Here is a 21711-nt window from a genome sequence, read left to right as displayed (position 1 = left end):
CGGCTCATAGATCGGCACGCCGCCCGCGTTGAGCATGGCGATCTTGCGTTCGTCCACATCGAGACAGAACACCGAATTGCCGAGTTCCGCCAGACAGGCGCCGGTGACCAGGCCGACATAGCCGCTACCGATAATTGTGACTTTCATAGGGGACGATTTCTGGGGAAGCGGCTTGCGGGACGACCGCGGTCCGCACGCGCGCCAGGCATGGAGGTAAGGCGGTAAACAGGGGAATGCGTCAGGCCACGCCGGGTGGCGGGCAGGGGTGCAGCTTAGGCGGGGAACCTTAAGCGCAGATTAAGCATGCGGCGCCGGGGGCGCGCGCATGCCGGCCGGGCGGCCGTTGATTGGCACTCAGAGCCGTTCGATGATGGTGGCGTTGGCCATGCCGCCGGCTTCGCAGATCGCCTGGAGGCCGTAGCGGCCCTTGTTGTCTTCCAGCGCATGCAGCATGGTGGTCATGATGCGCGCGCCGGAGGCGCCCAGCGGGTGCCCGAGGGAGATCGCGCCGCCGCGCGGGTTGAGCAGGGCGGGGTCGGCGCCGAGTTCACGCTGCCAGATCATCGGCACGGGCGCAAACGCCTCATTGACTTCGCAATGAGACATGTCTGCCATCGTCAGGCCGCTCTTCTTGAGGACGCGCTGGCTGGCGGGGATGGGGGCGGTCAGCATCAGCATCGGGCTATCGCCACAGACGTCGAAGCCGGCGAAGCGGGCGCGCGCGTTGCAGCCGAGCCGGGATGCCATGCGCTCGCTCATCAGCAGCAGCGCCGAGGCACCGTCCGTCATCTGCGAGGAATTGCCGGCCGTGATGTGCCAACCGACTTCGGGGAAGCGCGCGGCCAGTTCGTCGGTGCGGAAGGCCGGCTTCAAGGTGCCGAGGCTGGCGGGCGAGGTGTCCGGCCGGATGGTCTCGTCGACTTCCACCACGCCGCGCGAGGTGACGATCGGAAAAATCTCGCGCCGGAACGCGCCCTGTTCCCGGGCGAGCTGGGCGCGGCGGTGGGATTCCGCCGAATACGTGTCGAGTGCCTCGCGCGAGAGCGCCCCCCGGCTGGCCATCAGCTCGGCCGCCACGCCTTGCGACACCAGCCCGGGCGCGTAGCGCTTGGCGAACGAGGGGCCATAGGGGTCTTGCCCCATGCGCGCCGTGCCCATCGGCACGCGGCTCATCGACTCCACGCCGCAGGCGATCACGATGTCGTAGGCGCCGGCCATGATCCCCTGCGCGGCGAAATGGATGGCCTGCTGGCTGGAGCCGCACTTGCGGTCGATGGTGGTCGACGGCACGTGCTCCGGGAAGCCGGCGGCCAGCCAGGCCACGCGGCCGGGCGTGGCGGACTGCTCGCCCACCTGGCTGACGCAGCCGGTGATGACGTCGTCCACCATGCCCGGGTCCAGCCGGTTGCGTTCGACCAGCCCTTTCAGGAGCTGCGCCAGCAGTTCGGCGGGATGGACGTCGGCAAAGGCGGCGCCCGGTTTGGCGCGGCCCATGGGCGTGCGGATGGCGTCGATGATGAAAGCTTGCTGCATGCGGGTCTCCAGAGGGTCTGTTGTCTGCGTCGATTAACTGACCTGACGGTCCTGCCCGCTCCAGTAGCGGGCCCGCAGGGTCTTCTTGTCGAGCTTGCCGAGCGAGGTGTGCGGAAGCTCGGTCTCGAACGAGACCGACTTCGGCGCGCACACCACGCCCTTGCGCTCGGTGACGTAGTCGATCAGGGCCTGCTCGGTGACGGAGGCGTCCGGCTTGAGCACGACCAGCGCGGTCACGGCTTCGCCCCACTTGGCGTGCGGCACGCCAATCACCGCCGACATGGCGACGGCCGGGTGCGCGGCCAGGCAGTTCTCGACCTCGCTCGAATAGACGTTGAAGCCGCCCGAGATGATCATGTCCTTGGCCCGGTCGACCAGATACAGGTAGCCGGCCGCGTCGCGGCGCGCCATGTCGCCGGTATGGAGCCAGTCCCCCGCGAGCGTCTTGGCGGTTTCCTCGGGCCGGTTCAGGTAACCCGACATCACCAGCGGCCCCCGTACGCACAGTTCGCCGATCTCGCCGGGCGGCACTTCCTGCAGTTGTGTGTCCAGCAGGCGCACGTCGTTGCCCGGGATGGGGCGCCCGCAGGAGCCCATCAGATGGGGGCGGGCGGGGTCGTGCTCGTCCGCGCGCAGGTAGGTGACCGTCATCGGCGCCTCGGCCTGGCCGTAGATCTGGCCGAAAATCCGGCCGATCCGCCCGATCGCCTCGGCCAGCCGGGCCGGCGCGATGGGCGCGGCGCCGTACCAGATGCGGTGCAGGCTGGACAGGTCGTGGTCCGCCAGCCCCGGGAAATCGAGCAGGCCGTAGATCTGGCTCGGCACCAGGAAGGTACAGGTGATGCTGTGGCGGGCGACGGCTTCGAGGAAGGCCAGCGGATCGTATTTGTCCAGAAAAACCACCGTGCCGCCCCGCAGGAAGGTGGGCAGGATCAGGGCGCCCGCGGCGTGGGAAATGGGCGTCGTGGCCAGGAATCGCGCGTCGTCGGGCCACTCCCAGCAGGCTAGCTGCTGCAGGATCATCGTGACGGCGGTCCGGTGAGGCTGGACCACGCCCTTGGACTTGCCCGTGGTGCCGCCGGTGTAGGCAATCTTGAAGATATCGCCGGGCTGGACGTCGAGCGGGATGTCGCTGGCGTCCATGCCGGCGGAGGCCGCCGCCAGATCGACGCCAAACGCCGCCGGGCCCAGCGTCAGCACATGCTCGACGATGCCGAGGCTGGCCAGCGCGGCGCCGCGCTCGCCGTGCCGGGGCGTGTCGATCACCAGCGCCCGGATGCCGGCATCGCGGAGCACGAAAGCCTGATCGTCGGCGGAGCCGAGCGGGTGCAGCGCCGTGTAGCGCAAGCCGAGGAGCTGCGCGGCGATGATGGCGGCCATCGCATCGACCCGATTGCCGGCCAGCATGGCGATGCCATCCTGACGGCGCAGGCCGATCGACAGGAAATATCGCGCGATCTGGTGGCTGCGGGCCTCGAGTTCGCCGTAGGTCAGGCGGATGTCCTGCCCGACCAGCGCCTCGCGGTCCGCAAACGCCTTGAATGCCGAACGGTACAGCGCGGCGATGGTGGCGTGCCCGTAGAGTGGTCCTGTGTCCCGCATGTTCAACTCCTTACTGCTTTTCAATGTGGGTCGCGTCGGCAAGCTCGGCGAAGCGGTCGGAATCGGACTTCATCTCCTTGAAGAACGCCTCCGGGGTGCTGCCTTCCACGCCGAAGTCCAGCTTCTCCAGGCGCGTCTTGACGTCCGGGTCGGCCAGCGCGGTGTTCAGCGCGCCGTTGAGCTTGCGCACCACGCCGTCGGGCGTGCCCTTCGGCACCAGCATGCCGACGTAGGACTGGTCATCGAAGCCCTTGAGGCCAAGTTCCGCCAGCGTGGGTACATCGGGAAGCGAGGGCAGCCGCTTCGGGCCGAACACCGCGAGCGGCTTGGTGGCGCCGCTGGCGATAAACGGCTTCTGCGCGGCCACGGTGTCGATCAGCATGTCCACGCGGTCGCCCTGGATGTCGTTCATCGCGGCGGGCACGCCGTTGTAGGGCACCTTGACGATGCGGGTGTTGGCGAGCCGGTTGAGGCGCGCGTAGTACAGCTCGAAGACGCCGGCCGTGACGGCCATGGTGGAGCTGCCCGGCTGCTTCTTCTCCAGGTCCATGGCCTGCTTGAAGGTGTCGGCCGGATAGGACTTGCGGGCGACCAGCACCAGATTGAGGTTGACCGCCTTGCCGACCGGGGAAAAGCTCTTCTCGAAGTCCACGGGAGGATTCTTATATAGCGCGCGGGCGACCACGAGCGGCGCGCCGCCCATCAGCACGGTGTAGCCGTCTGGCGGGCTGCCCGCCACGAACTGCGCGCCGATGGCCCCCGAGGCGCCCGGCTTGTTCACCACCATCACCGACTGGCCGAGCGCGCGGGTCATGCGGTCCGCCAGGACGCGGGCCACGATGTCGTTCGCACCGCCCGCCTGGTAGACCACCACCAGCTTGACCGGCTGCGTCGGAAAGGCGGCGTCCCGCTGGGCGTGCGCGGTGCCGGTGAGCAGCGTCGCCGCCAGCAGGGCGCCCGTGGCCGCCAGCAAAGCGCGGCGCGGGGAGGGGGTTTTCGTAGGCAGGTGCGTTTTCGTCATCGTCGTCTCCGTTGGCCTTATCATTGGCGTGCCATAATGGCTTAATGGTTGAACCATTCTATCGGCAAACGATGATTACAAAACATGATCCTCGGGTAAATCCTGACGATGAGGCGCAGACGTCATTTCGCCCGATTGCGGTCCGGCGCGCGGCGGATGAAATCGCGAACCAGATCCGCAAGGAAATCGCCGGGGGACGGCTGAAGCCGGGCACGCGCCTGCCGGCGGAGCGGCAGCTCGCGGCGGAACTCGGGGTGTCGCGCAATACCCTTCGGGAGGCCGTGCGTTCGCTCGAGCAGTCCGGGCTTGTCGAGACCAAGAAGGGTGCGCATGGCGGGATCTTCATTACCCGCGCCGATGGCTCGGTGGTGATCGAGGGCTTGATGGATCTCTACCGGCTCGGCGGCATTACGCCGCGCCAGCTGATCCAGGCCCATATCTCGATCGAGCCGGCCATCGTGCGCGAAGCCTGCCGGCTGGCGACCGAAGACGACGTGGCCCGGCTCTATCGCAATATCGACGCCGCCGAGGCAGCAATGGCCGCCGGCGAATTCGAGAAGCGGTTCACGCTGAACCACGAGTTCCACAAGATGCTGGCGCGCATCGCCGGCAACCCAATCCTGGTCGTCTTCATGGACGGCCTGATTTCGCTACTGGTGGAGTTCATCCTGCGGATCGGCACGTACGAGAGCGAGGAAATCTTCGCGTCGCGGCGCCGATTCATGGCGCATTTCGCGAGTGGCGATGCCGAGGCGGCCGAACAGGAGATGTTGCGATCGCTCGAACGGTTCCTGGAGGGGTATTTCCCGCACGACTAGCGGCCGGCCAGCTTCCGTACTTCGGCATCTTGGGGCGTCAGCGCGCTGCCATCGTGGGCGAGCGGCAGCATGCGCGGAATCGGCTTGCCCGATGTCCGCTCCACCAGATCCGAGTGCGGCTCCCCCTGCGCGAACAGATGGCTCTCGGCCCATTGCCGCAGCGCCACCACCACGGGGAAGAGTTCCTCGCCCCGGGGCGTGAGCACGTATTCCTGATAGGCGCTGCCGTCGGAGGCGGGTTGGAGGTCGAGGATGCCGGCCTCCACCAACCGGCGCAGCCGGTCGGCCAGCACATTGCGCGCCATGCCCAGGTTGCGCTGGAAATCGCTGAAGCGGCGCATGCCGTCGAAGGCATCGCGCACGATCAGCAGCGACCAGCGGTCGCCAATCACATTGACGCTTCTTGCCACCGGACAGGCTTCGGCTTCTGCCGGATTGTCATCGCGCATCTCATCGTCCTTCGATCGCCTTAAGTGGTTGCATTTTAAAACCACTTCCGCTAGCCTTCAACTGGTTTTAATTTGCAACCAGTTGGACCCAGTCATGGGAGGGGATTGCGTATGCGTCGGAGCCTGATGCTGCTGTTTGCCTGCGCCAGCGGCCTGAGCGTGGCCAATGTCTATTACGCCCAGCCGCTGCTGGACGCGCTGGCGCGCGACTTCGGCATTCCGGCGTTTGCCATTGGTGGCGTGGTCACCGCCACGCAGGTCGGCAGTGCCTTGGCCCTGTTGCTGCTGGTGCCATTGGGCGATGTCTTCGCGCGGCGCCGCCTGATGCTGGCGCAGGCGCTGGGTCTGGTGGTTGCGCTGGCGGCGGTGGGTTTGTCGTCCTCCACGGTTGGCCTGTTCGGCGCGATGTGCCTGACCGGCATGCTCGGCACTGCCATGACGCAGGGACTGATCGCCTACGCCGCAGCCGCCGCGCCGCCGGACGAACGTGGCCGCGTGGTCGGGGCGGCCCAGAGCGGCGTCTTCCTCGGCCTGCTGCTGGCCCGCGTGGTGGCCGGCGCCGTCAGCGACCTGGCCGGATGGCGCGCGGTGTACTTCGGCTCGGCCGGCGCCATGCTGTTGCTCGCGGTGGGGCTCTGGGCGCGGCTGCCCAGCTTGCCGGCCGCCGCCGAGCGTCTCGGCTACCCGGCGCTGCTTGGATCGATGTTCGGGCTACTGCGCCATAACCGGGTCCTGCAGGTGCGCGGCATGCTGGCGTTGCTGATGTTCGCGGCGTTCAACATCTTCTGGAGCGCGCTGGTGCTGCCGCTGAGCGCGCCGCCCTATGCGTTCTCGCATACGGCTATCGGTGCGTTCGGGCTGGTGGGGGCGCTTGGCGCGCTGGCGGGCGCCGGGGCGGGACGGCAGGTGGATCGCGGGTTGGGTGAGCGCACCACGCTGCTGGCGCTCCTGTGCCTGATCGCGGCGTGGCTGCCGCTGGCCGGCATGACGCATTCGCTGTGGGCGCTGGTGCCCGGCATCCTGCTGCTCGACCTCGGCGGGCAGGCGCTACACGTGACCAACCAGAGCCTGATCCTCAATACCCAGCCGGACGCCCAGGGCCGGCTGGTGGGCGTCTACATGCTGTTCTACGCGGTGGGCAGCGCGCTGGGCGCCTTCGGTACCTCGGCGGCCTACGCGGTGGCGGGCTGGGGCGGGGTTTGCGCGCTGGGCGCGCTGGTCAGCCTCGCGGCGCTGGGGTTCTGGGCCTGCACGCGGCCGCGGCGGTGTCCTGCCGGCGGGCGGCGGCACCGGCGCGGCGGCTGTCCTCAGAACTTGTAGCTCACGGTCCCCAGCACCGTGCGGCGGCTGCCGAAATAGCAGCCCGTGGCCGAAATGCATGTGCTGATGTAGCGACGATCGAACAAGTTCGTCGCGTTGATCGCCACGCGCACGCCGCGCAGTTGCAGGAACGACTTGCCGAGGTCATAGCTCAACGCGGCGTCGAACAGCGTGGCGGCCGGCACGCGATACACATTGGCCGCATCGCCGTACGACCGGCCGATATAGCGCACGCCGGCGCCCAGCCCCAGACCCTGGAACAGGGTGTCGTGGAACGTGTAGTACATCCACAGGGACGCCTGGTGCTCCGGCACGAAGGGCAGCGCGTTGCCCAGCGTGGTCACGCCGCGTGCATTGGCGTTGGCCTTGGTGACCTCGGTGTCGGAGTAGGCATAGGACGCTACGACGTCCAGCCCGCGCGTCAGGCTGGCCTTGCCTTCGAGTTCGATGCCGCGCACGCGCGCTTCGCCATTCTGGGTATTGAAGTTGGTGTTCAGCGGATCGGGCGTGAGCACGTTGGTCTGGCGCAGGTCGAAGGCGGACAGCGTAACGAAGGCATTGGCCCCCTTGGGCTGGAATTTCACGCCCACCTCGGTCTGGCGCCCGCGCGTCGGCTCGAACGGCGTGCCGGTGCGCCCCGTGCCCGCCTGCGGCTGGAACGACGTGGCAAAGCTGGCGTAGGGCGCGAAGCCGCTGTCGAACTGGTAGACCACGCCGGTGCGGCCCGTGAAGGCATTGTCGCTCTGGCGCGTGTTCAGCGTGTTGCCGGTCTGGGCGGTCAGGGTGTCGGTGTTGCTGCCGGCCCAGTCGTAGCGGCCGCTCAGCAGAAAGGTCCAGCGGTCGATGGCGAGGCTGTCCTGCACATAGCCGCCCACCTGCTGGCGGGTCTGGTCCACGCGCGTGCCCAGCGGCGGCCGGGTGATGGGGGCGCCGTACACCGGGTTGAACACGTCGAGCGCGCGCACCGCTACGAGTTGCGATTCCTCGTAGCGCGCGTCCTCGTACTGGTAGTCCACCCCCAGCAGCAGGGTGTGCTGGACGGGCCCGGTGCGGAAGCTCGCCTCCGCCTGATTGTCGATCGAGAACACGCCGCTGCGCTCCGGGAACGCCCAGCCGTAGCGGTTTTCCGTGCGCAGGTCCGGATTCATGGACAGCCCCTGCACGCGCTGCGTATCGGTATCGATATAGCTGTAGCGCGCGCTCTGGCGGAACTGCCACGTCTCGTTGGCGCGATGCGCGAACTTGTAGCCGAACATCATCTGCTCGCTCTCGAACTTGTCGTAGGCGGGCTCGCCGATAAAGCGGTTGGTCGGGATGCTGCCGTTCGGGTTGGGCAGCAGCGTGCCGGCGGCGGGCAGGGCAGGCGGCGCGCCGCCGCCGTCCGAGCGAATCTTCTGGTACTGCGCCATCAGCGTCAGCGAGGTGTCCGTGCTGGGCCGCCACGTCAGGCTGGGCGCCACCAGCACGCGGCGCTCGTCGATATAGTCGATTTCGGTGTTGGTGTCGCGGGCCAGCCCCACCACGCGATACAGCAGCTTGCCGTCTTCATCGATCGGGCCGGTCAGGTCGAACGCGCCCTGCAGGCGGTCGTGGCTGCCGGCCTGCAAGACCACCTCGCGCGAGGTCTGCGCCTGCGGCAGCTTGCTGACCATGTTCAACAGCCCGCCCGGGGAGCTCTGCCCGTAGAGGACCGACGCGGGCCCTTTGAGCACCTCGATGCTCTCCAGCGTGTAGGGGTCGATGCGGGGCTGCGAATAGCCGCGCGCGCCGTAGGGCAGGCGCAGGCCGTCCAGGTAGCGCAACGGCACGAACCCGCGCACGGCCAGCCAGTCGTAGCGCAGGTCGGTGTCGCCATACTGGTTGACCACGCCGGGCGTGTATTGCAGCGCCTGCATCACGCTCTGCACGCCTTGTTCGTCCATCTGCTCGCGCGTGACCACGTTGATGGTCTGCGGAACGTCGATCAGCGGCGTGTTGGTCTTGGCGCCGCTCGCGCGGCGGGGCACCACGCCATCGGCATTGGCCGAGAGGTCCGCGACATCGGCCCGTACCGTGATCAGCGGCAACGTGGCGGCGCCGGCGCTGGCGTCGGCGGGCGCCTGGACCACGGTAAAGGTGCGCGGCCCGTTGCTGACCACATGGAGGCCGGAGCCGGCGAGCATGCGGGCGAGGGCGTCTTCCACGGTCAGCGTGCCGCGCACGGCCGGGGCGCGCAGGCCATCGGCCAGGGTCGTGGCAAACAGGATCTGGGTGTCGGACTGACGCGCCAGCGCGGCCAGCGACTGGGCCAGCGGCTGGGCGGGAATGTCGATGGGACGGGCCACGCCCTGTGCAATCGCGCCGGCGGCAAGCATCGCCGCGAGCAGGGGAACCAGCGCCGCAAACGGCCGCACGGCAAGGCGGGAGGCGCGGGCGGCAGGCCGGCGTCGAACGGTGAAAATCACGAAAGCTCCTGATGGCGGGCCGATCCATTCGGCCTGTTCATGGAGTTGCCGTGCGCCGCCGCGTGTTTGTACACCTGCTCACGCAAAAAAAATCTGATGACGCTCAGTTAGTCATCAGGACCGTTGCCGCGCGCCCAGATGCACGGTGCCGTCGGCCGCCTGGCGCACCGTTACCGGCAGGATGCCCGGTAGCAACTGCAGGATGGCCGCCACCTGGTCGCGGTCGAATTCGCCGGACAGCCGCAGTTGGGCCACGCGTGGATCGTCGATGACGAGGGCGTGCCGCGAGTGCGGCTGCATCTCGGCGATGGCGTCGGCCAGCGTCGCCCCATCGAACGAGAACTTGCCGCGCTGCCAGGCCAGGGCGCGCACGGCGTCCACGGTCACGGTGTCGCCGGGCTGGCCGTCCGGTGCTACGTCCACGCGCTGGCTGGCGCGCAGCTGCCGCACGTGGCCACCGGCCTCGACTTCCACCGCGCCTTCCAGCACCACCACGCGCGTGCGCTGCGGCAGCCGCTGGACGTCGAACACTGTGCCGATGTCGCGCACCCGGGTCTGGCCCGCCGTGACGAGGAACGCACGCGGGCCATGGGCCACGGTGAACACCGCTTCGCCCGCATCCAGCGCCAGTGCGCGGGTGCGCAGGCGCCACTGCACGGTCAGGCGGGTGTGCTGGTCCAGCGTGACGCGGCTGCCATCGGCCAGTTGAACGGTGCGCGGCCCGGCCTCGGCGCTCAGGGACTCGGTGCGATAGGCGGGATCGGCCAGCCACGTGCCGGCGGCCAGCACCACCAGCGCGGCGGCGGCACCGGCGCGCACACGGTGTTGCCTGCGGCGGCGCGCAGTGGCGGCGGCCGTGATGGCTTCCACGGACGGAAATCGCTCGCGCAGCGCCTGCTGGTAGGGAGACAGCGGGTCGCCCGGCGGCGTGCGGGAATCGGGCATGGGCAGGGGAGGGGTCCTCACGATGACGGGGCCGGCGCGGCAGTTTCCGGGCGCGGCGGGGCGCCCAGGGCTTGCAGTTCGGGCGCCAATAGTGCCATGGCCCGGGCCATATGGCGCGCCACCATGCCCCGCGAGATGCCCAATCGTAGCGCCACGTCCTGCTGCGGCAGCTCATGGAGCCGATGCAGGATAAACACCTCCTGGCAGCGTGGCGGCAGGGCGGCAATGCACTGCTCGAGCCGGTCTACGGCCTGACGGTGGGCGATGGCCTCGGCGACGTCCGGGCTCGATACGGCGATGCCGGCGGCGTCGGCCTGCCAGGCATCGGCATGGGTCTGGCGGGTGGATTCGGCGCGGTAACGGTCAATCGCGCGATGGGTGGAGACGTGCCGGAGGAAGGCGAGCGGCTGGGCCACCTCGCCGGCGGGCGGCCGTTCGAGCAACTGGACGCAGACGTCCTGGAGCACGTCGCGGGCAAAGTGGCGGTCGCCAAAGCGGCGGCGGACGTGATCGACCAATTCGTCGTAATGGCGCAGCAATGCAGCAAACAACGGGGGATGGGCGGGGTCGCGCAGCACGGCCAGGATGACGGCAAAAGACGAATCAGACGAAGCGGCGGAGTATAAATGATAGTGATTCGCATTTGCAAGGAAGGGCCGTTGGCGATCGGCCACACATCCGGGGGCTGCAATCGCCCAAAACTCGTTCACACTTCATATTCGAAAAGCGCCGTCTCACCGATAAGAGGAAGCCAGCCGATGCGCCACGCTCATGGAAGGGCCCGGACCACGTGGTATGTGCTGCTTGCCGTCATCCTTACCGCGCTCTTCGGCTTGGTGGCCTACAACCTGTTCGGCGCGGAGAAGCGCATCGAGCATCGGCTGGAACGGCTCTATGCGACCGAGGACCCGCAGTTTTCCCGGGAACTGAGCGTCCTGCTCGGTCCGCCAGTGGTCGGCGGCAACGCCTACCGCGTGCTGAGGAATGGCGACGAGATCTTCCCCGCGATGCTGGGCGCCATTCGCGCGGCGCAGCGGACGATTACCTTCGAGTCATATATCTACTGGTCCGGCGACATTGGCCGGGCCTTCGCGCAGGCGCTGGCCGAGCGGGCGCAGGCGGGCGTGAAGGTGCACGTCCTGCTGGATTGGGTGGGCAGCCAGAAGGTGGACGCCGCCGTGCTGGACGTCATGTCGAAAGCCGGTGTCGCGTTGCAGCGCTATCACCCGGTTCACTGGTACACGCTCGGCAAGCTCAACAACCGGACGCACAGGAAGCTCCTGATCGTCGATGGCAGGATCGGTTTCACCGGCGGCGTGGGCATTGCGCCGGAATGGACCGGCCACGCCCAGGATCCCCAGCACTGGCGCGACACGCACTTCCAGGTCGAAGGCCCGGTGGTGGCCCAGATGCAGTCGGTCTTTCTCGACAACTGGATCAAGGTAAGCGGCGAAGTGCCCCACGGCCCGGGGTATTTCCCGGCGCTGCCGGACGTGGGCAAGGGCATGGCGCAGATGTTCAGCAGCTCCCCCACCGGCGGGAGCGAGAACATGGCGCTGATGTACCTGCTCGCCATCACCGCCGCCACGCGCACCATCGACTTGTCGGCGGCGTACTTCGTGCCAGACGACCTGACGCGGAAGGCGCTGTTGGCCGCGCTCAAGCGGGGCGTCAAGGTTCGCATCATCGTGCCGGGCGAGCATATCGACTCGGAAACCTCTCGCTCGGCGTCGCGGGCCCAATGGGGCGAGCCGCTGGCGGCCGGCGCGCTGATCGCCGAGTACGCGCCCACGATGTACCACTGCAAGGTGATGATCGTGGACGGCTTCCTGGTGTCGGTCGGCTCGACCAACTTCGACAATCGCTCCTTCCGCCTGAACGACGAGGCCACGCTCAATATCCTCGATCGGGACTTCGCGGCGGAACAGACGCGGATATTCGAGGACGACCTGGCCCGGTCCCGGCCGGTATCGCTGGAAGCATGGTCCAACCGGCCGTGGCGCGAAAAGCTGGCCGATGGGTTGAGTTCGCTGCTGGCCTCGCAGCTGTAGGACCTAGGACTTCAGCTTTTTCCCTTCCAGATTCCAGAGCTTGCGGTCGCTGGTCGAGACCGCCACCGCGCCATGCGCGAGCGCGCTGCGGATATCGGCCTCGTTGCAGACAAAGCCAGACGTGACGATGGGCGGCAGCGCCTTGCGGTCCGCCTCGGGCAGGTGGGACAGCATTGGCGCCGGCATCAGCTGCACCAGGTTGGGGTCGCTCTGCTCCAGTGCCTTCACGCTGCGTGGCCACGTCGAGCGGTCGGTCACGAAGACCTTCTGCATCGTCACCATGCCGGCGCGGTTGGCGCGCTGGATGGTGGCCACGCGCGTGGACACCAGACTGGTCACCCCGATGTCCGCCAGGTAATCCACGCCACCCTTGTCCTGCGACAGCCCTTCGCAGCTATCGATGTTGACGATGACGTACTTGCCGGCGCGGGTCAGCGTGGCAATCACGGGCTGCAGCTTGCGCAGCTCCACGTTGGCCACGATCGAGACTTCGGCCTCGCTGTCGACAAACGCATCGACCTGCTCCGCGCCGTAGAGCGTGGCGATGACTGGGTGGCGCGTCAGGCGGGCGCCGAGGGACCTGTCCATGGGGTTACTTCGCTTCGTGGGAAAGCACGTCGCTCAGGCCGAGCTTCCCGGGGTTGAGGATGTTCTGCGGATCCAGCGCCTGCTTGACCGCCACCAGCACCGGGAACGCGGTGTCCAGCGACGATGCCATATACGGCGCGCGCAGCAGCCCGATGCCGTGATGGTGGCTGAGGGCCGCATTGTATTGGATCAGCACCGCGTTGGCGGCATCCCAGGCGGCGCGATACCACGTCTGGCGGTCTTCCACCGCAACCTCGCCCCGCAGCGAGAAGTACAGGCAGGCGCCGTCCACGTAGGCGTGCGACTGGTGCGCGGAGCCGGCCAGCGTGCCCGGCACCGCGTTGATGGCGGCCACCACGTCGTCGTAGATCGCGGGCAGGTCGGCCCACGGCCCGGACATCTCGAGCGTATCGGCCACGAAGCCGGGGCTGCGCTTGAAGCCTTCGGCGCTCTTGCCGGTCAGGTAGCGCGTATCGAGCCAGCGTTCGAAGATGGCCTTGTCATCGAGCTTGTCGCCCAATTCCACGCAGACCCGCTCGCTGATCGCCATCACGGCATCGACCATATCCTGGGCGCCTTCGTCGGCCACCAGCAGCACGTTGGTGTCGGGCAGGCCGAACTGCACGCCGCTCTCCAGGGCGTCATAGAGCCGCAGCGCCGCCGGGTTGGCGCCGCGCTGCATGATCTCGCGGCACGCCTCCAGGCCGATGGCGAAGCTCTTGAAGCCATAGGCGATGGCGCGGCCGTAGTCGGGCAGGCGGTGCAGCTTGAGCCGCACGCGGACGATTACACCCAGCGTGCCTTCCGAGCCGATGAACAGCTGCTGCAGGTCCGGCCCCAGCGCCGCGCGCGAGTAGCCGCCCACGGTGATGAGGCGGCCGTCGGCCAGCACCACGTCCATGCCGAACACCATGTCCTCGATCTTGCCGTAGCGCGTGGAGAGCTGGCCCGCGCCCCGGCAGGCGACCCAGCCGCCCACGGTGCTGATGGCGTACGACGACGGCCAGTGGCCCATCGTCATGCCGTATTCCTGCTGGATGGTCTGCTCGAAGATGTCGCCGAACATGCCGGCCTCGACTTCCACGATCTGGCTGTTCTTGTCGAAGCCGAGCAGCTTGTTCAGCTCGCAGACGTCGAGCACGATGCCGCCGCGTACCGGCAGTGCGGCGCCGGTCACGTTGCTGCGACCGGCGGACACCGTGACCGGCACGGCGCTGGCGTGGGCGATGCGCATCACGGCCTGCACCTGCTCGACGGTGGACACGCGCACGATCACGCCGCGCGGCGTGGCGGGCTTTCCGCCGGTCTCGGTCATCATCGAGCCCGCCCACCAGTCGCGCGTCCACGTCACCACATCGCCGGTGCTGGTCAGGACGGCATCGGCCACCAGGCGCAGCGCGGCCAGCGTGGCGTCGCTGAGCGGCAGGGCGTCGCGCTGCAGGCCGGGGGCGTCCGGGGTCTCGGTGATGGTGGCTGCGTAGCCCGGCGGCGTATGCGCGCCCACGACGTAGTTGCCACGGTTGTAACCGCGCTTGATGGCTTCCTTGCTGATCATGCTGCTTCTCCCATGAGGACGGATTTTTCGAGAGCCACGGCGGCCAGGTAGTCGCTGACCTGCCGGGCGACGGCCGACTCGGACAACCCGAGTTCGGCCTGGAGGATCTGGCCCACGCGCGGCGCGGCGTGGGCGGAGGCATCGCGCGCCATCAGGCGGGCACGCATGCGGCGCGACAGCACGTCATCCACGGTGCCGGCCAGCTCGTGGCGCACCGCGTAGACGACTTCCGCTTCGGTGTGGGGCAGGCCATTGACAATGGGCCGCGCGAGCGTGGCATCGGCCTGGAGGATGTCGCTGACAAAGCGCGCCTCCGTGCCGTACCGTTCGCCCAGGTGTGCCGACATCCCGCCCGACGCCACGATGGCCTGCGCGTCGTAGCCGGCGGCGCCGAGCAGGTAGGCGCTCTTGGTGCGGCACTTGCCGCGCTTGCCGATGACGCGCTGCGCGGCGTCGATGGTCTGCTCGGCCATATGGCGCGAGGTGGTCAGCTTGCCGCCGACGATGGTCACCAGCCCGTCATCGGCGATATGGATCTCGTGGTTGCGCTTGATTTCAAGCGTCTTGCCGCCCGGTGGCGCCACCAGCGGCCGGCATCCGGCGATGCTGCCCACCACGTCCTCGGGCTGAAGGTCTGTCTTCAGCGCCGAACGCGCCCCTTCGAGCAGGAAGTCGAGTTCCTGGCGGGTACACATCACGTTGTCGAGGTCGCCTTCGTAGTCCTCGTCGGTGGTCCCGAGGTAGGACACGTTGCCCCAGCGCGTGATGGTGGCGCGGCGGCTGCGTCCGGGCACGGGAATCGTCACCGTGCAGTCGTTGCGGATCTTGAGCCAGGGAATGGCCACGTGCACGCCCTTGGCGGGGCGGATGTGCAGCGTCTTCTGTTCGCCGCGCTTGCGGCCGGTCCAGTCGCGCAGCCAGACGCCGGTGGCCATGATGACCACGCCCGCACGCACGCGGATTTCCTGCTCGCCGGCGTGAACGATGGCGCCGTCGACCTTGCCGTGGCCGTCGCGCGTGATCTCCATGACCTGCGCGTGGTTGGCCACGGCCGCGCCATGGAAGGCGGCGGTGCGCGCGATGTTCAGCGTCAGTCGCGCATCATCGACGCGCGCATCGAAATACAGGAAGCCGCCGGTCAGGTGCTCGGGGTTGAAGGTGGGGCAGTGCGACAGGACCTCGGCCTTGCTCAGCTTCTGGTGCAGGATGCCCTCGCGCCAGCCGCCGGCCAGGTCGTAGGTCCACAGCAGGCTTTCGAAGGCTTTGGCGAGCCGCTTGTCGAACACGCCGTCGCGCTCCATCACGGGGAACAGGAACGGCAGGCGCTGCACGAGGTGGCGCGCGTTGCGGCGCAGGCGCTGGCGCTCGAGCAGCGAATGGCGCACCAGGCTCAGGTTGCCCTGCTCGATGTAGCGCAGCCCGCCGTGCACCATCTTCGACGACTTGGACGAGGTGCCCGAGGCGAAATCGTTCTTCTCGACCAGCGCCACGCGGTAGCCGCGCAGGCTGGCGTCCAGCGCCGCATAGGCGCCGGTGACCCCGCCGCCGACGATGAGGATGTCGAACGCCTCGCTGCCCAGACGGTCCAGTTGCGACCTGCGGTCGAGCCGCAGCGGCTCGGTACTGGTCATGGCGGCGCGTTCGCGGCTCGCGCTTCGGGATGGCAGACCCATCATGTTGATCGCTTCTCCTGATTAATGCGACGCAAACGCGTCCACGTGATTGAGTTCGGACGCCACGCGGGCGTGCCAGAGCGCGCGCCGCGCGGCGCGCTCGTCATCGCCGATGGCCGGGGTGAACACGGCGTCCGGCGCGGTGGTGGTGCGGGCTTGCTGCAGGGAGTCCCACAGCAGGCCCGACGCGCCGGCCAGGAAGGCGATGCCGCGCAGGCTGGCGCGGTCCGTCTCCTGCATGCGATGGATCGGCAGGCCGGTGAGGTCGGCCTGCATCTGGAGCAGCGCGTCGCTGCCGGAGAGGCCGCCGCCCACCACGAGGCTGGAGACGGGCACGCCGGCGATGTCGCGGTTGGCCTCGATGCAGGACGCCACGGAATGGGCGATGCCGGCGAGGATGGCGTGGGCGATCTCGGCCTGCGTGGTGGCCATCGACACGCCGTTCAGTGCGGCGCGGGCCTCGGGCTGCATCTGCGGCACGCGCAGGCCGGTCAGGGCTGGGATGAACGTGACGCCGCCCGACGAGGGCACCGTGGCCGCCAGCGCGCTGATCTGCCGGGCGTCTTCGAACCAGTGCAGCTTGTTGCAGACCCAATTCAGCGCGGAGCCGGTGGTGGCCACGAAGGTCTCCACCGAGTAGTGGGAGACGCCCCGATGGCGGCGCGCGGTCATCGTCAGCGTGCTGTCCGATTCGCCGCTGCGCGCCGGCAGGGCGGGGCCGACCATCAGGTCCACGAAGCTGCCGGTGCCGTGCAGGCACATCGACTGCCCCGCATCGAGGCAGCCCAGCCCGATGGCGCCGGCAAGCTGGTCGCCGGCACAGGCGAGGATGGGCACGTCGATACCGATCAGGTCGGCGCGCGTGCGGCCGAAGTCATCGGCGTCCTGCCGCAGTTCGGGCAGCAGCTCGCGGGGGAAGCCGAGCGCATCGGTCCAGTCCGTGAGGTAGCGGTGCTCGCCGAGCATGTAGGCGCTGCACGAGGTGGCGTTCGTCGGCGTGGTCACGCAGGCGCGCTCGGTGGAGAGGTGCCAGAGCAGCCAGCTATCCACCGTGCCGAAGGCCAGCCGGCGCGCGGCCCATGCCTCGGCCACGGCAGGCGTCTCGCGCAGGTGCCGCGCCGCCCAGAGATAGGGCGAACGCACGCCGGCAGGCCGGCCGACGACAGGACGCAGGCGCGGGTCCCACGTGGCCGCCAGTTCGTGCAGGTCCGGGGCGTAGCGCGTGTCCTGCCAGACCATGGCCGGCACCAGCGCGCGGCCGGTCTGCGTGTCCCACAGCACGGCCGTGGCGCGCTGCGTGGCGATGGCGAGCGCCACCACGTTGAGGTGATCGCGCGCAGCCTGCGCCAGCGTGGCCCGGCACACCGCCAGCGTCTTCTCCAGCAGAACATTGGCGTCCTGCTCGACCACGCCGGGGCGCGGCGAATCCACTTGCAGCGTGGTGTATTCCAGGCATGAGACGTGGCCATCGGCGGCCACCACGGCGGCGCGGGTGCCGGACGTGCCCTCGTCGATGGCGAGGATGACGTTCCTGTTCTGGGTCATGACTGCGATTTCTCGATCACGGGTTGCAGGAAGCCGGCCCCCTCGCGCGCATCGCGTGCGAACTGCGGGGCATCTGCTTCGTTGTCGGGGTTGATGGTGGTACGCGTGGGGTCCCAGCGGATCGTGAAGCAGATGATGCTGGCGATGAGGGGTACCACGGAGAGGATCAGGAAGGTGGTTTCCAGCCCGTACTGGGCGCGGAACAGGGGGAACACCAGCAGGCCCAGCGCGGCGCCGATGGAGCCGAGTGCGCCGATGATGCCGTTGGCGCCCGCGCGCAGTTCGCTGCGGAAAGACAGCGAGGACAGGCTCTTGCCGTTCGCGCCGGGGCCGCCCGAGTGGAACAGGATGAACAGCGACGGCACGACCACGGCGACCCACATCGGCATCTTGCCGTTGAACAGGCCGAGCACCAGCAGCATCACGAAGACGGCGGCGAAGCCGAACGCCGAGGCACGGCGCAGGCCGAGCTTGCGGCCGATCAGCGGCGACAGGAAGCCGCCGAAGATGCCGCAGACATTGAACACGAGCGCGCCGATGGTGGCGTAGACGAAGTCCTTGCCGAACAGCGCGGCGCTGATCAGCGGCAGGTACCAGCCAATCGCAAAGTACTGGATCGACTGGCCGATCTGCACCGTGGAGGCGAGGATGGTGCGAGGCAGGTAGACGCCACGGAAGATCAGCAGCACGTTGGCCAGGCCGCGACGGGCCTGGTTGGTCACGGGAATGCGCTCGGACGGCGCGGCAGCCATGAAGGCGCGGCCATAGATGCGCGTCATGGCGCGCGCGGCGGCGTCCAGCCGTTCCTTGCGGGCCAGCCAGATCGGGCTTTCGACCAGGAACAGCAGTTGCAGCACCAGGATGAGGACGCCGAAGATGGCGGTGGCGGCCACCGAATAGCGCCAGATCGTATCGCCCACATTCCAGGAATGGAACAGCAGCGCCAGCAGCAGGTTGGAGCAGACCGCCGTGTACCACATGCCTTGCCAGGTATTGAGGCGGCTCTTGAGCTTGACCGGCGTGAATTCGGCCAGCACGGCCATGGCGATGGCGAAGTCGATGCCGTACGCCGCGCCGACGAAGAACCGGCCGACCAGGATTACATCGAAGCCGGGCGCGAACACCACCAGCAGCGCGCCCACCACGGCCAGCACCTTGGCCAGGATCAGCGGGCGCACGCGGCCCCAGCGGTCGGCCATCCAGCCGCCCAACGGGTTGAAGACGATGGCGACCCATGAGGCGAACGAGGTCAGCAGCGCCACCTGCGCCGGGGCGAGCTGCAAATTGCGCGTCATCGGCCCAAGGCCGGCGCTCAGTGCGGAATTGGAGAAAGCGTCAAGGAAGAGTCCGCCGAGGGCAAGCCACCACACCACGCCGGCGCGGCCACGTATGCCAGGACAGGAATCTATGAAGGCGATGACATCATCGATGCCACGAAGCTTGATGGCAGAGGTTTGCACGGCGGTCTCCTTTTTTTGGTTCTGTAAGAGGCCGCAGCAAACTGCACGCGCTAAGAGACCATCTTACAGATGGTCTCTTATCTAGATCTGCCCGGCCAATGTATGTCGCCGGGCAGGTCATGTCAACGGGGAAAACCCGATAGGGTGAGGCGGAGCCGGGCGCGACTAGCGCGCGTCGCGCGGCTTGAAGATCAGTCCCTGCTGCGCGACACCGATGACGCCGTGCTCGTCATGCAGCGTCGTGCGGGTCAGGCCGATGCCGCTCTCCTGCACCGTGGTCGTCGAGTCGGCCGCGACCCATTCCCCGCGTGGCAGCCGGTGCAGGTACATCGTCAGGTCGGCATTCGCGAACGCGAAGCGATCCAGCGGCACGGCCCAGCTGATGCCATTGCCGAAGTCCGCTGCAGCTACCGCGCGGGCTGCTGGCGTGACTGGCCAGTCGGCCACCAGCGGCACCGCCAGGCGGAACCATACGGCGGCAGGGCCGGGGGCCGTGACCGTGCCGGTCGCCACGCGGCTCTCCATGGCGGTGTAGTGGAACGAGGTCTGCGGCTGCATGCCCGGGATGAGGATGGGGGTGTGGCACGCATCGGGCGGGGGGAGGGACGGAGACTGGGGGGACGACTGGAGGTCGAGCGCACGCTCGCGGATATAGACCGCCGTGCCGTAGACGACCGGTACGCCCTCGTGCGACAGCGCCAGCCGCACGCGCCGCACCGACCCGCCCGGTTGCGGTTCGACCACCGCGCGCAAGGGTGCCACGGGAACCGGCCGCACGAATTCGAGCGTGAGGCGAACCATCGACCAACCCGGCTCCTGCGCCATGGCGCGGTCCGCCATCGAGGCCAGCAACCCGCCCGGTGCGCCGCCGTGCTGGGCGCCGGGATGCCAGGGGCCGCGCGACAGTTCGGTAGGGACGACGGCATCGCCCGAGACTTCAAAAATGCTGTGGGGAATCGGCGCAGAAGCAGTAGCCAAGACGGTCTCCGTGATGCGGGCTGCGCTCCCGGACGCCGGGGCGCTATGGCCGCCAACGATACACCACGAGATGGCTTGTCTGCTGGCGCCACCGTTCTGTGCGGATACCGGCCATGAACCTTTCAGCCGTGAAAGACCATTGGTGCATTGCAATATGCGAAGCCCCTGCGCACAGGGCGCAACGACCTGTGAATTGGCGTGCGGATCTGCTGCGGTGCAATATCGAATTGTTGTGTTGGGGGCGGGTAATCGAGCATTTTATTGCGTTGACATTGCCAAAGACAAAGTCTTACCCTCCGATCCAAGCTAACTAGACGTTCGCATATAGAACGCAAGTTCGATATGTGGTCATTTCGGATTTCAGGAGACTTGCCTTGAACAAGGTTGCCGGGTTCTTTACAGAACTGATGCGCCGGTATTTGCCGGACCCCTTCGTGTTTGCGATTGGCCTGACGCTGCTCTCCATGGTGATGGCGATGCTGGTCGAGGGACAGGCCGCCAACACGATCATCCTGAACTGGGGCAAGGGGTTCTGGAACCTGCTCTCGTTCACCACGCAGATGGCCGTGATCCTGGCCATGGGCTATGTGCTGGCCACCGCGCCGCTGGTCGATCGTTTCCTGAACAGCATCGTCGCGCGCGTGCATACGCCGCGCGGGGCCATCATCGTGGCGACGCTGGTCGGCGGTATCGGTAGCTACCTGAACTGGGGCTTCGGCCTCGTGATCGGTGGCATCATCGCCCGCAAGCTGGCGCTCAAGGTGAAGGGGGTGCACTACCCGCTGATCATCGCGTCGGCCTATAGCGGCTTCACAATGTACGGCCTGGGCTTGTCCGCCAGCATTCCCGTGCTGATCTCCACGCCGGGCCATCCCATGGAAAAGCTCATGGGCGTGGTGGCGCTCAAGGACACGATCTTCTCCCTGCCGATGCTGCTCACCAGCCTGGCCGTGATCATCACGCTGCCGCTGCTCAACGCGATGCTGCATCCGCGCGATGCCAAGGATGTGGTCGAGATCAAGGACGATGCGGAGGAGGGCCGCGCCGGCGCCGCCGGTGGCCACAGCATGGGCATCGAGAACACGCTGGCCGCGCGCATGAACAACAGCCGCCTGCTGAGCCTGGTCATCGGCCTGTGCGGCATGGCCTACGCGGTGCTGTACTTCACGCAGGGCGGCACGCTGGACCTGAACCTGATCAACTTCCTGATCCTGTTCATCGGGGTGCTGCTGCTGGGCACGCCGGCCAACTACGTCGCCAAGCTGAACGAGGGCATCAAGACGATTTCAGGCATCATCCTGCAATATCCGTTCTATGCCGGCATCATGGCGATCATGGCGGGCTCGGGGCTGGTGGATACCATTTCGCGCGTGTTCGTGGATATCGCCACGCCGCAGACGCTGCCGTTCTGGGGCCTGGTGAGTTCGTTCGTGATCAACTTCTTCGCGCCGTCGGGTGGTGGCCACTGGGTGATTCAGGGGCCATTCATGATCGACGCGGCGAAGGCCATCGGCAGCTCGGTGGCGCAGACCTCGATGTCGGTGATGCTGGGCAACGCCTGGAACGACCTCGTGCAGCCGTTCTGGATCCTGCCGGCGCTGGCGCTGTCGAAGCTCAAGCTCAAGGACGTGATGGGCTATACCGTGATCATGATGTTCTGGGTGGGTGCCATCTATATCGTGGCGCTGCTGGCCTGGGGCATGCTGACGCACTGACCGATGTACTGACC

General features: G+C 67.7%; 17 protein-coding genes and 1 pseudogene. 4 read left to right on the top strand and 14 right to left on the bottom strand.

All coding sequences use genetic code 11. The features are described from left to right. The 4 genes and pseudogenes from AC1DFU_RS24315 to AC1DFU_RS24300 all read right to left on the bottom strand — a co-directional run. Window positions 1-147: pseudogene (locus tag AC1DFU_RS24315) on the bottom strand (UDP-glucose 6-dehydrogenase); the annotation flags it as partial. Between the two features lie 207 nt (window positions 148-354). Further along, on the bottom strand, window positions 355-1533 hold the full coding sequence (locus AC1DFU_RS24310) for a thiolase family protein (RefSeq protein ID WP_092299517.1): 1179 nt from the start codon (window positions 1531-1533) through the stop codon (window positions 355-357). Between the two features lie 33 nt (window positions 1534-1566). Beyond that, complete coding sequence (locus AC1DFU_RS24305; protein ID WP_441593501.1) at window positions 1567-3135, bottom strand: AMP-binding protein; 1569 nt, start codon at window positions 3133-3135, stop codon at window positions 1567-1569. A 10-nt stretch (window positions 3136-3145) separates the two neighbouring features. Continuing rightward, window positions 3146-4156, bottom strand: a complete 1011-nt coding sequence (locus tag AC1DFU_RS24300) for a Bug family tripartite tricarboxylate transporter substrate binding protein (protein WP_441593500.1) — start codon at window positions 4154-4156, stop codon at window positions 3146-3148. Between the two features lie 71 nt (window positions 4157-4227). Here AC1DFU_RS24300 and AC1DFU_RS24295 point away from each other — a divergent pair, with 71 nt between their 5' ends. Continuing rightward, window positions 4228-4974, top strand: coding sequence for a FadR/GntR family transcriptional regulator (locus AC1DFU_RS24295; RefSeq protein ID WP_441593499.1), 747 nt, complete (start codon window positions 4228-4230; stop codon window positions 4972-4974). Here the strand turns inward: AC1DFU_RS24295 and AC1DFU_RS24290 are convergent. After that, window positions 4971-5423 (bottom strand): winged helix-turn-helix transcriptional regulator, encoded by a 453-nt coding sequence (locus AC1DFU_RS24290; protein WP_092299529.1) that lies wholly within the window; start codon window positions 5421-5423, stop codon window positions 4971-4973. The two genes, AC1DFU_RS24295 and AC1DFU_RS24290, sit on opposite strands and share 4 nt — an antisense overlap. A 111-nt stretch (window positions 5424-5534) precedes the next feature. Here AC1DFU_RS24290 and AC1DFU_RS24285 point away from each other — a divergent pair, with 111 nt between their 5' ends. Further along, complete coding sequence (locus AC1DFU_RS24285) at window positions 5535-6743, top strand: MFS transporter (protein WP_441593498.1); 1209 nt, start codon at window positions 5535-5537, stop codon at window positions 6741-6743. Here the strand turns inward: AC1DFU_RS24285 and AC1DFU_RS24280 are convergent. From AC1DFU_RS24280 to AC1DFU_RS24270, 3 genes are all read right to left on the bottom strand, one after another. Beyond that, window positions 6731-9187, bottom strand: coding sequence for a TonB-dependent siderophore receptor (locus tag AC1DFU_RS24280; protein WP_218158054.1), 2457 nt, complete (start codon window positions 9185-9187; stop codon window positions 6731-6733). The two genes, AC1DFU_RS24285 and AC1DFU_RS24280, sit on opposite strands and share 13 nt — an antisense overlap. A 114-nt stretch (window positions 9188-9301) precedes the next feature. Then, complete coding sequence (locus tag AC1DFU_RS24275) at window positions 9302-10132, bottom strand: FecR family protein (RefSeq protein ID WP_441593497.1); 831 nt, start codon at window positions 10130-10132, stop codon at window positions 9302-9304. A 17-nt stretch (window positions 10133-10149) separates the two neighbouring features. Beyond that, the gene (locus AC1DFU_RS24270) at window positions 10150-10683 is read right to left on the bottom strand and encodes an RNA polymerase sigma factor (RefSeq protein ID WP_255370944.1); all 534 of its coding nucleotides are present in this window, start codon (window positions 10681-10683) and stop codon (window positions 10150-10152) included. Window positions 10684-10890: 207 nt separating this feature from the next. On the opposite strand from AC1DFU_RS24270, the gene AC1DFU_RS24265 reads away from it, so the two are divergent. Next, the gene (locus tag AC1DFU_RS24265; protein WP_441593496.1) at window positions 10891-12183 is read left to right on the top strand and encodes a phospholipase D-like domain-containing protein; all 1293 of its coding nucleotides are present in this window, start codon (window positions 10891-10893) and stop codon (window positions 12181-12183) included. Window positions 12184-12186: 3 nt separating this feature from the next. Here the strand turns inward: AC1DFU_RS24265 and AC1DFU_RS24260 are convergent, their stop codons facing one another. The 6 genes from AC1DFU_RS24260 to AC1DFU_RS24235 form a co-directional block, all read right to left on the bottom strand. Continuing rightward, window positions 12187-12771 carry a glycerol-3-phosphate responsive antiterminator gene (locus AC1DFU_RS24260; RefSeq protein WP_441593495.1) on the bottom strand — a complete coding sequence of 195 codons (585 nt, stop codon included), beginning with the start codon at window positions 12769-12771 and terminating at the stop codon, window positions 12187-12189. A 4-nt stretch (window positions 12772-12775) separates the two neighbouring features. Then, on the bottom strand, window positions 12776-14326 hold the full coding sequence (locus AC1DFU_RS24255) for an FAD-binding oxidoreductase (protein ID WP_441593494.1): 1551 nt from the start codon (window positions 14324-14326) through the stop codon (window positions 12776-12778). After that, window positions 14323-16002: a glycerol-3-phosphate dehydrogenase/oxidase gene (locus AC1DFU_RS24250; RefSeq protein WP_441593493.1), complete on the bottom strand. Its 1680-nt coding sequence runs from the start codon at window positions 16000-16002 to the stop codon at window positions 14323-14325. Before AC1DFU_RS24250 ends, AC1DFU_RS24255 begins: the two co-directional genes overlap by 4 nt. A gap of 18 nt (window positions 16003-16020) precedes the next feature. Further along, window positions 16021-17544, bottom strand: a complete 1524-nt coding sequence (locus tag AC1DFU_RS24245; RefSeq protein WP_441593492.1) for an FGGY family carbohydrate kinase — start codon at window positions 17542-17544, stop codon at window positions 16021-16023. Then, entirely contained in the window at window positions 17541-19004 is a 1464-nt protein-coding gene (locus AC1DFU_RS24240; protein WP_092299553.1) for an MFS transporter, read from the bottom strand. The genes AC1DFU_RS24245 and AC1DFU_RS24240 overlap by 4 nt, the downstream gene beginning before the upstream one ends. A 165-nt stretch (window positions 19005-19169) precedes the next feature. Continuing rightward, window positions 19170-19982 carry a thioesterase family protein gene (locus tag AC1DFU_RS24235; RefSeq protein ID WP_177219996.1) on the bottom strand — a complete coding sequence of 271 codons (813 nt, stop codon included), beginning with the start codon at window positions 19980-19982 and terminating at the stop codon, window positions 19170-19172. 374 nt (window positions 19983-20356) lie between these two features. On the opposite strand from AC1DFU_RS24235, the gene AC1DFU_RS24230 reads away from it, so the two are divergent. Then, entirely contained in the window at window positions 20357-21697 is a 1341-nt protein-coding gene (locus AC1DFU_RS24230; protein ID WP_441593491.1) for a short-chain fatty acid transporter, read from the top strand. Window positions 21698-21711: the final 14 nt, after the last annotated feature.

The organism is Cupriavidus sp. 10L45 (genome assembly GCF_056395225.1).
The sequence above is the reverse complement of the archived record's forward strand: the minus strand, read 5'-3'. Positions and strand labels throughout refer to the sequence as shown.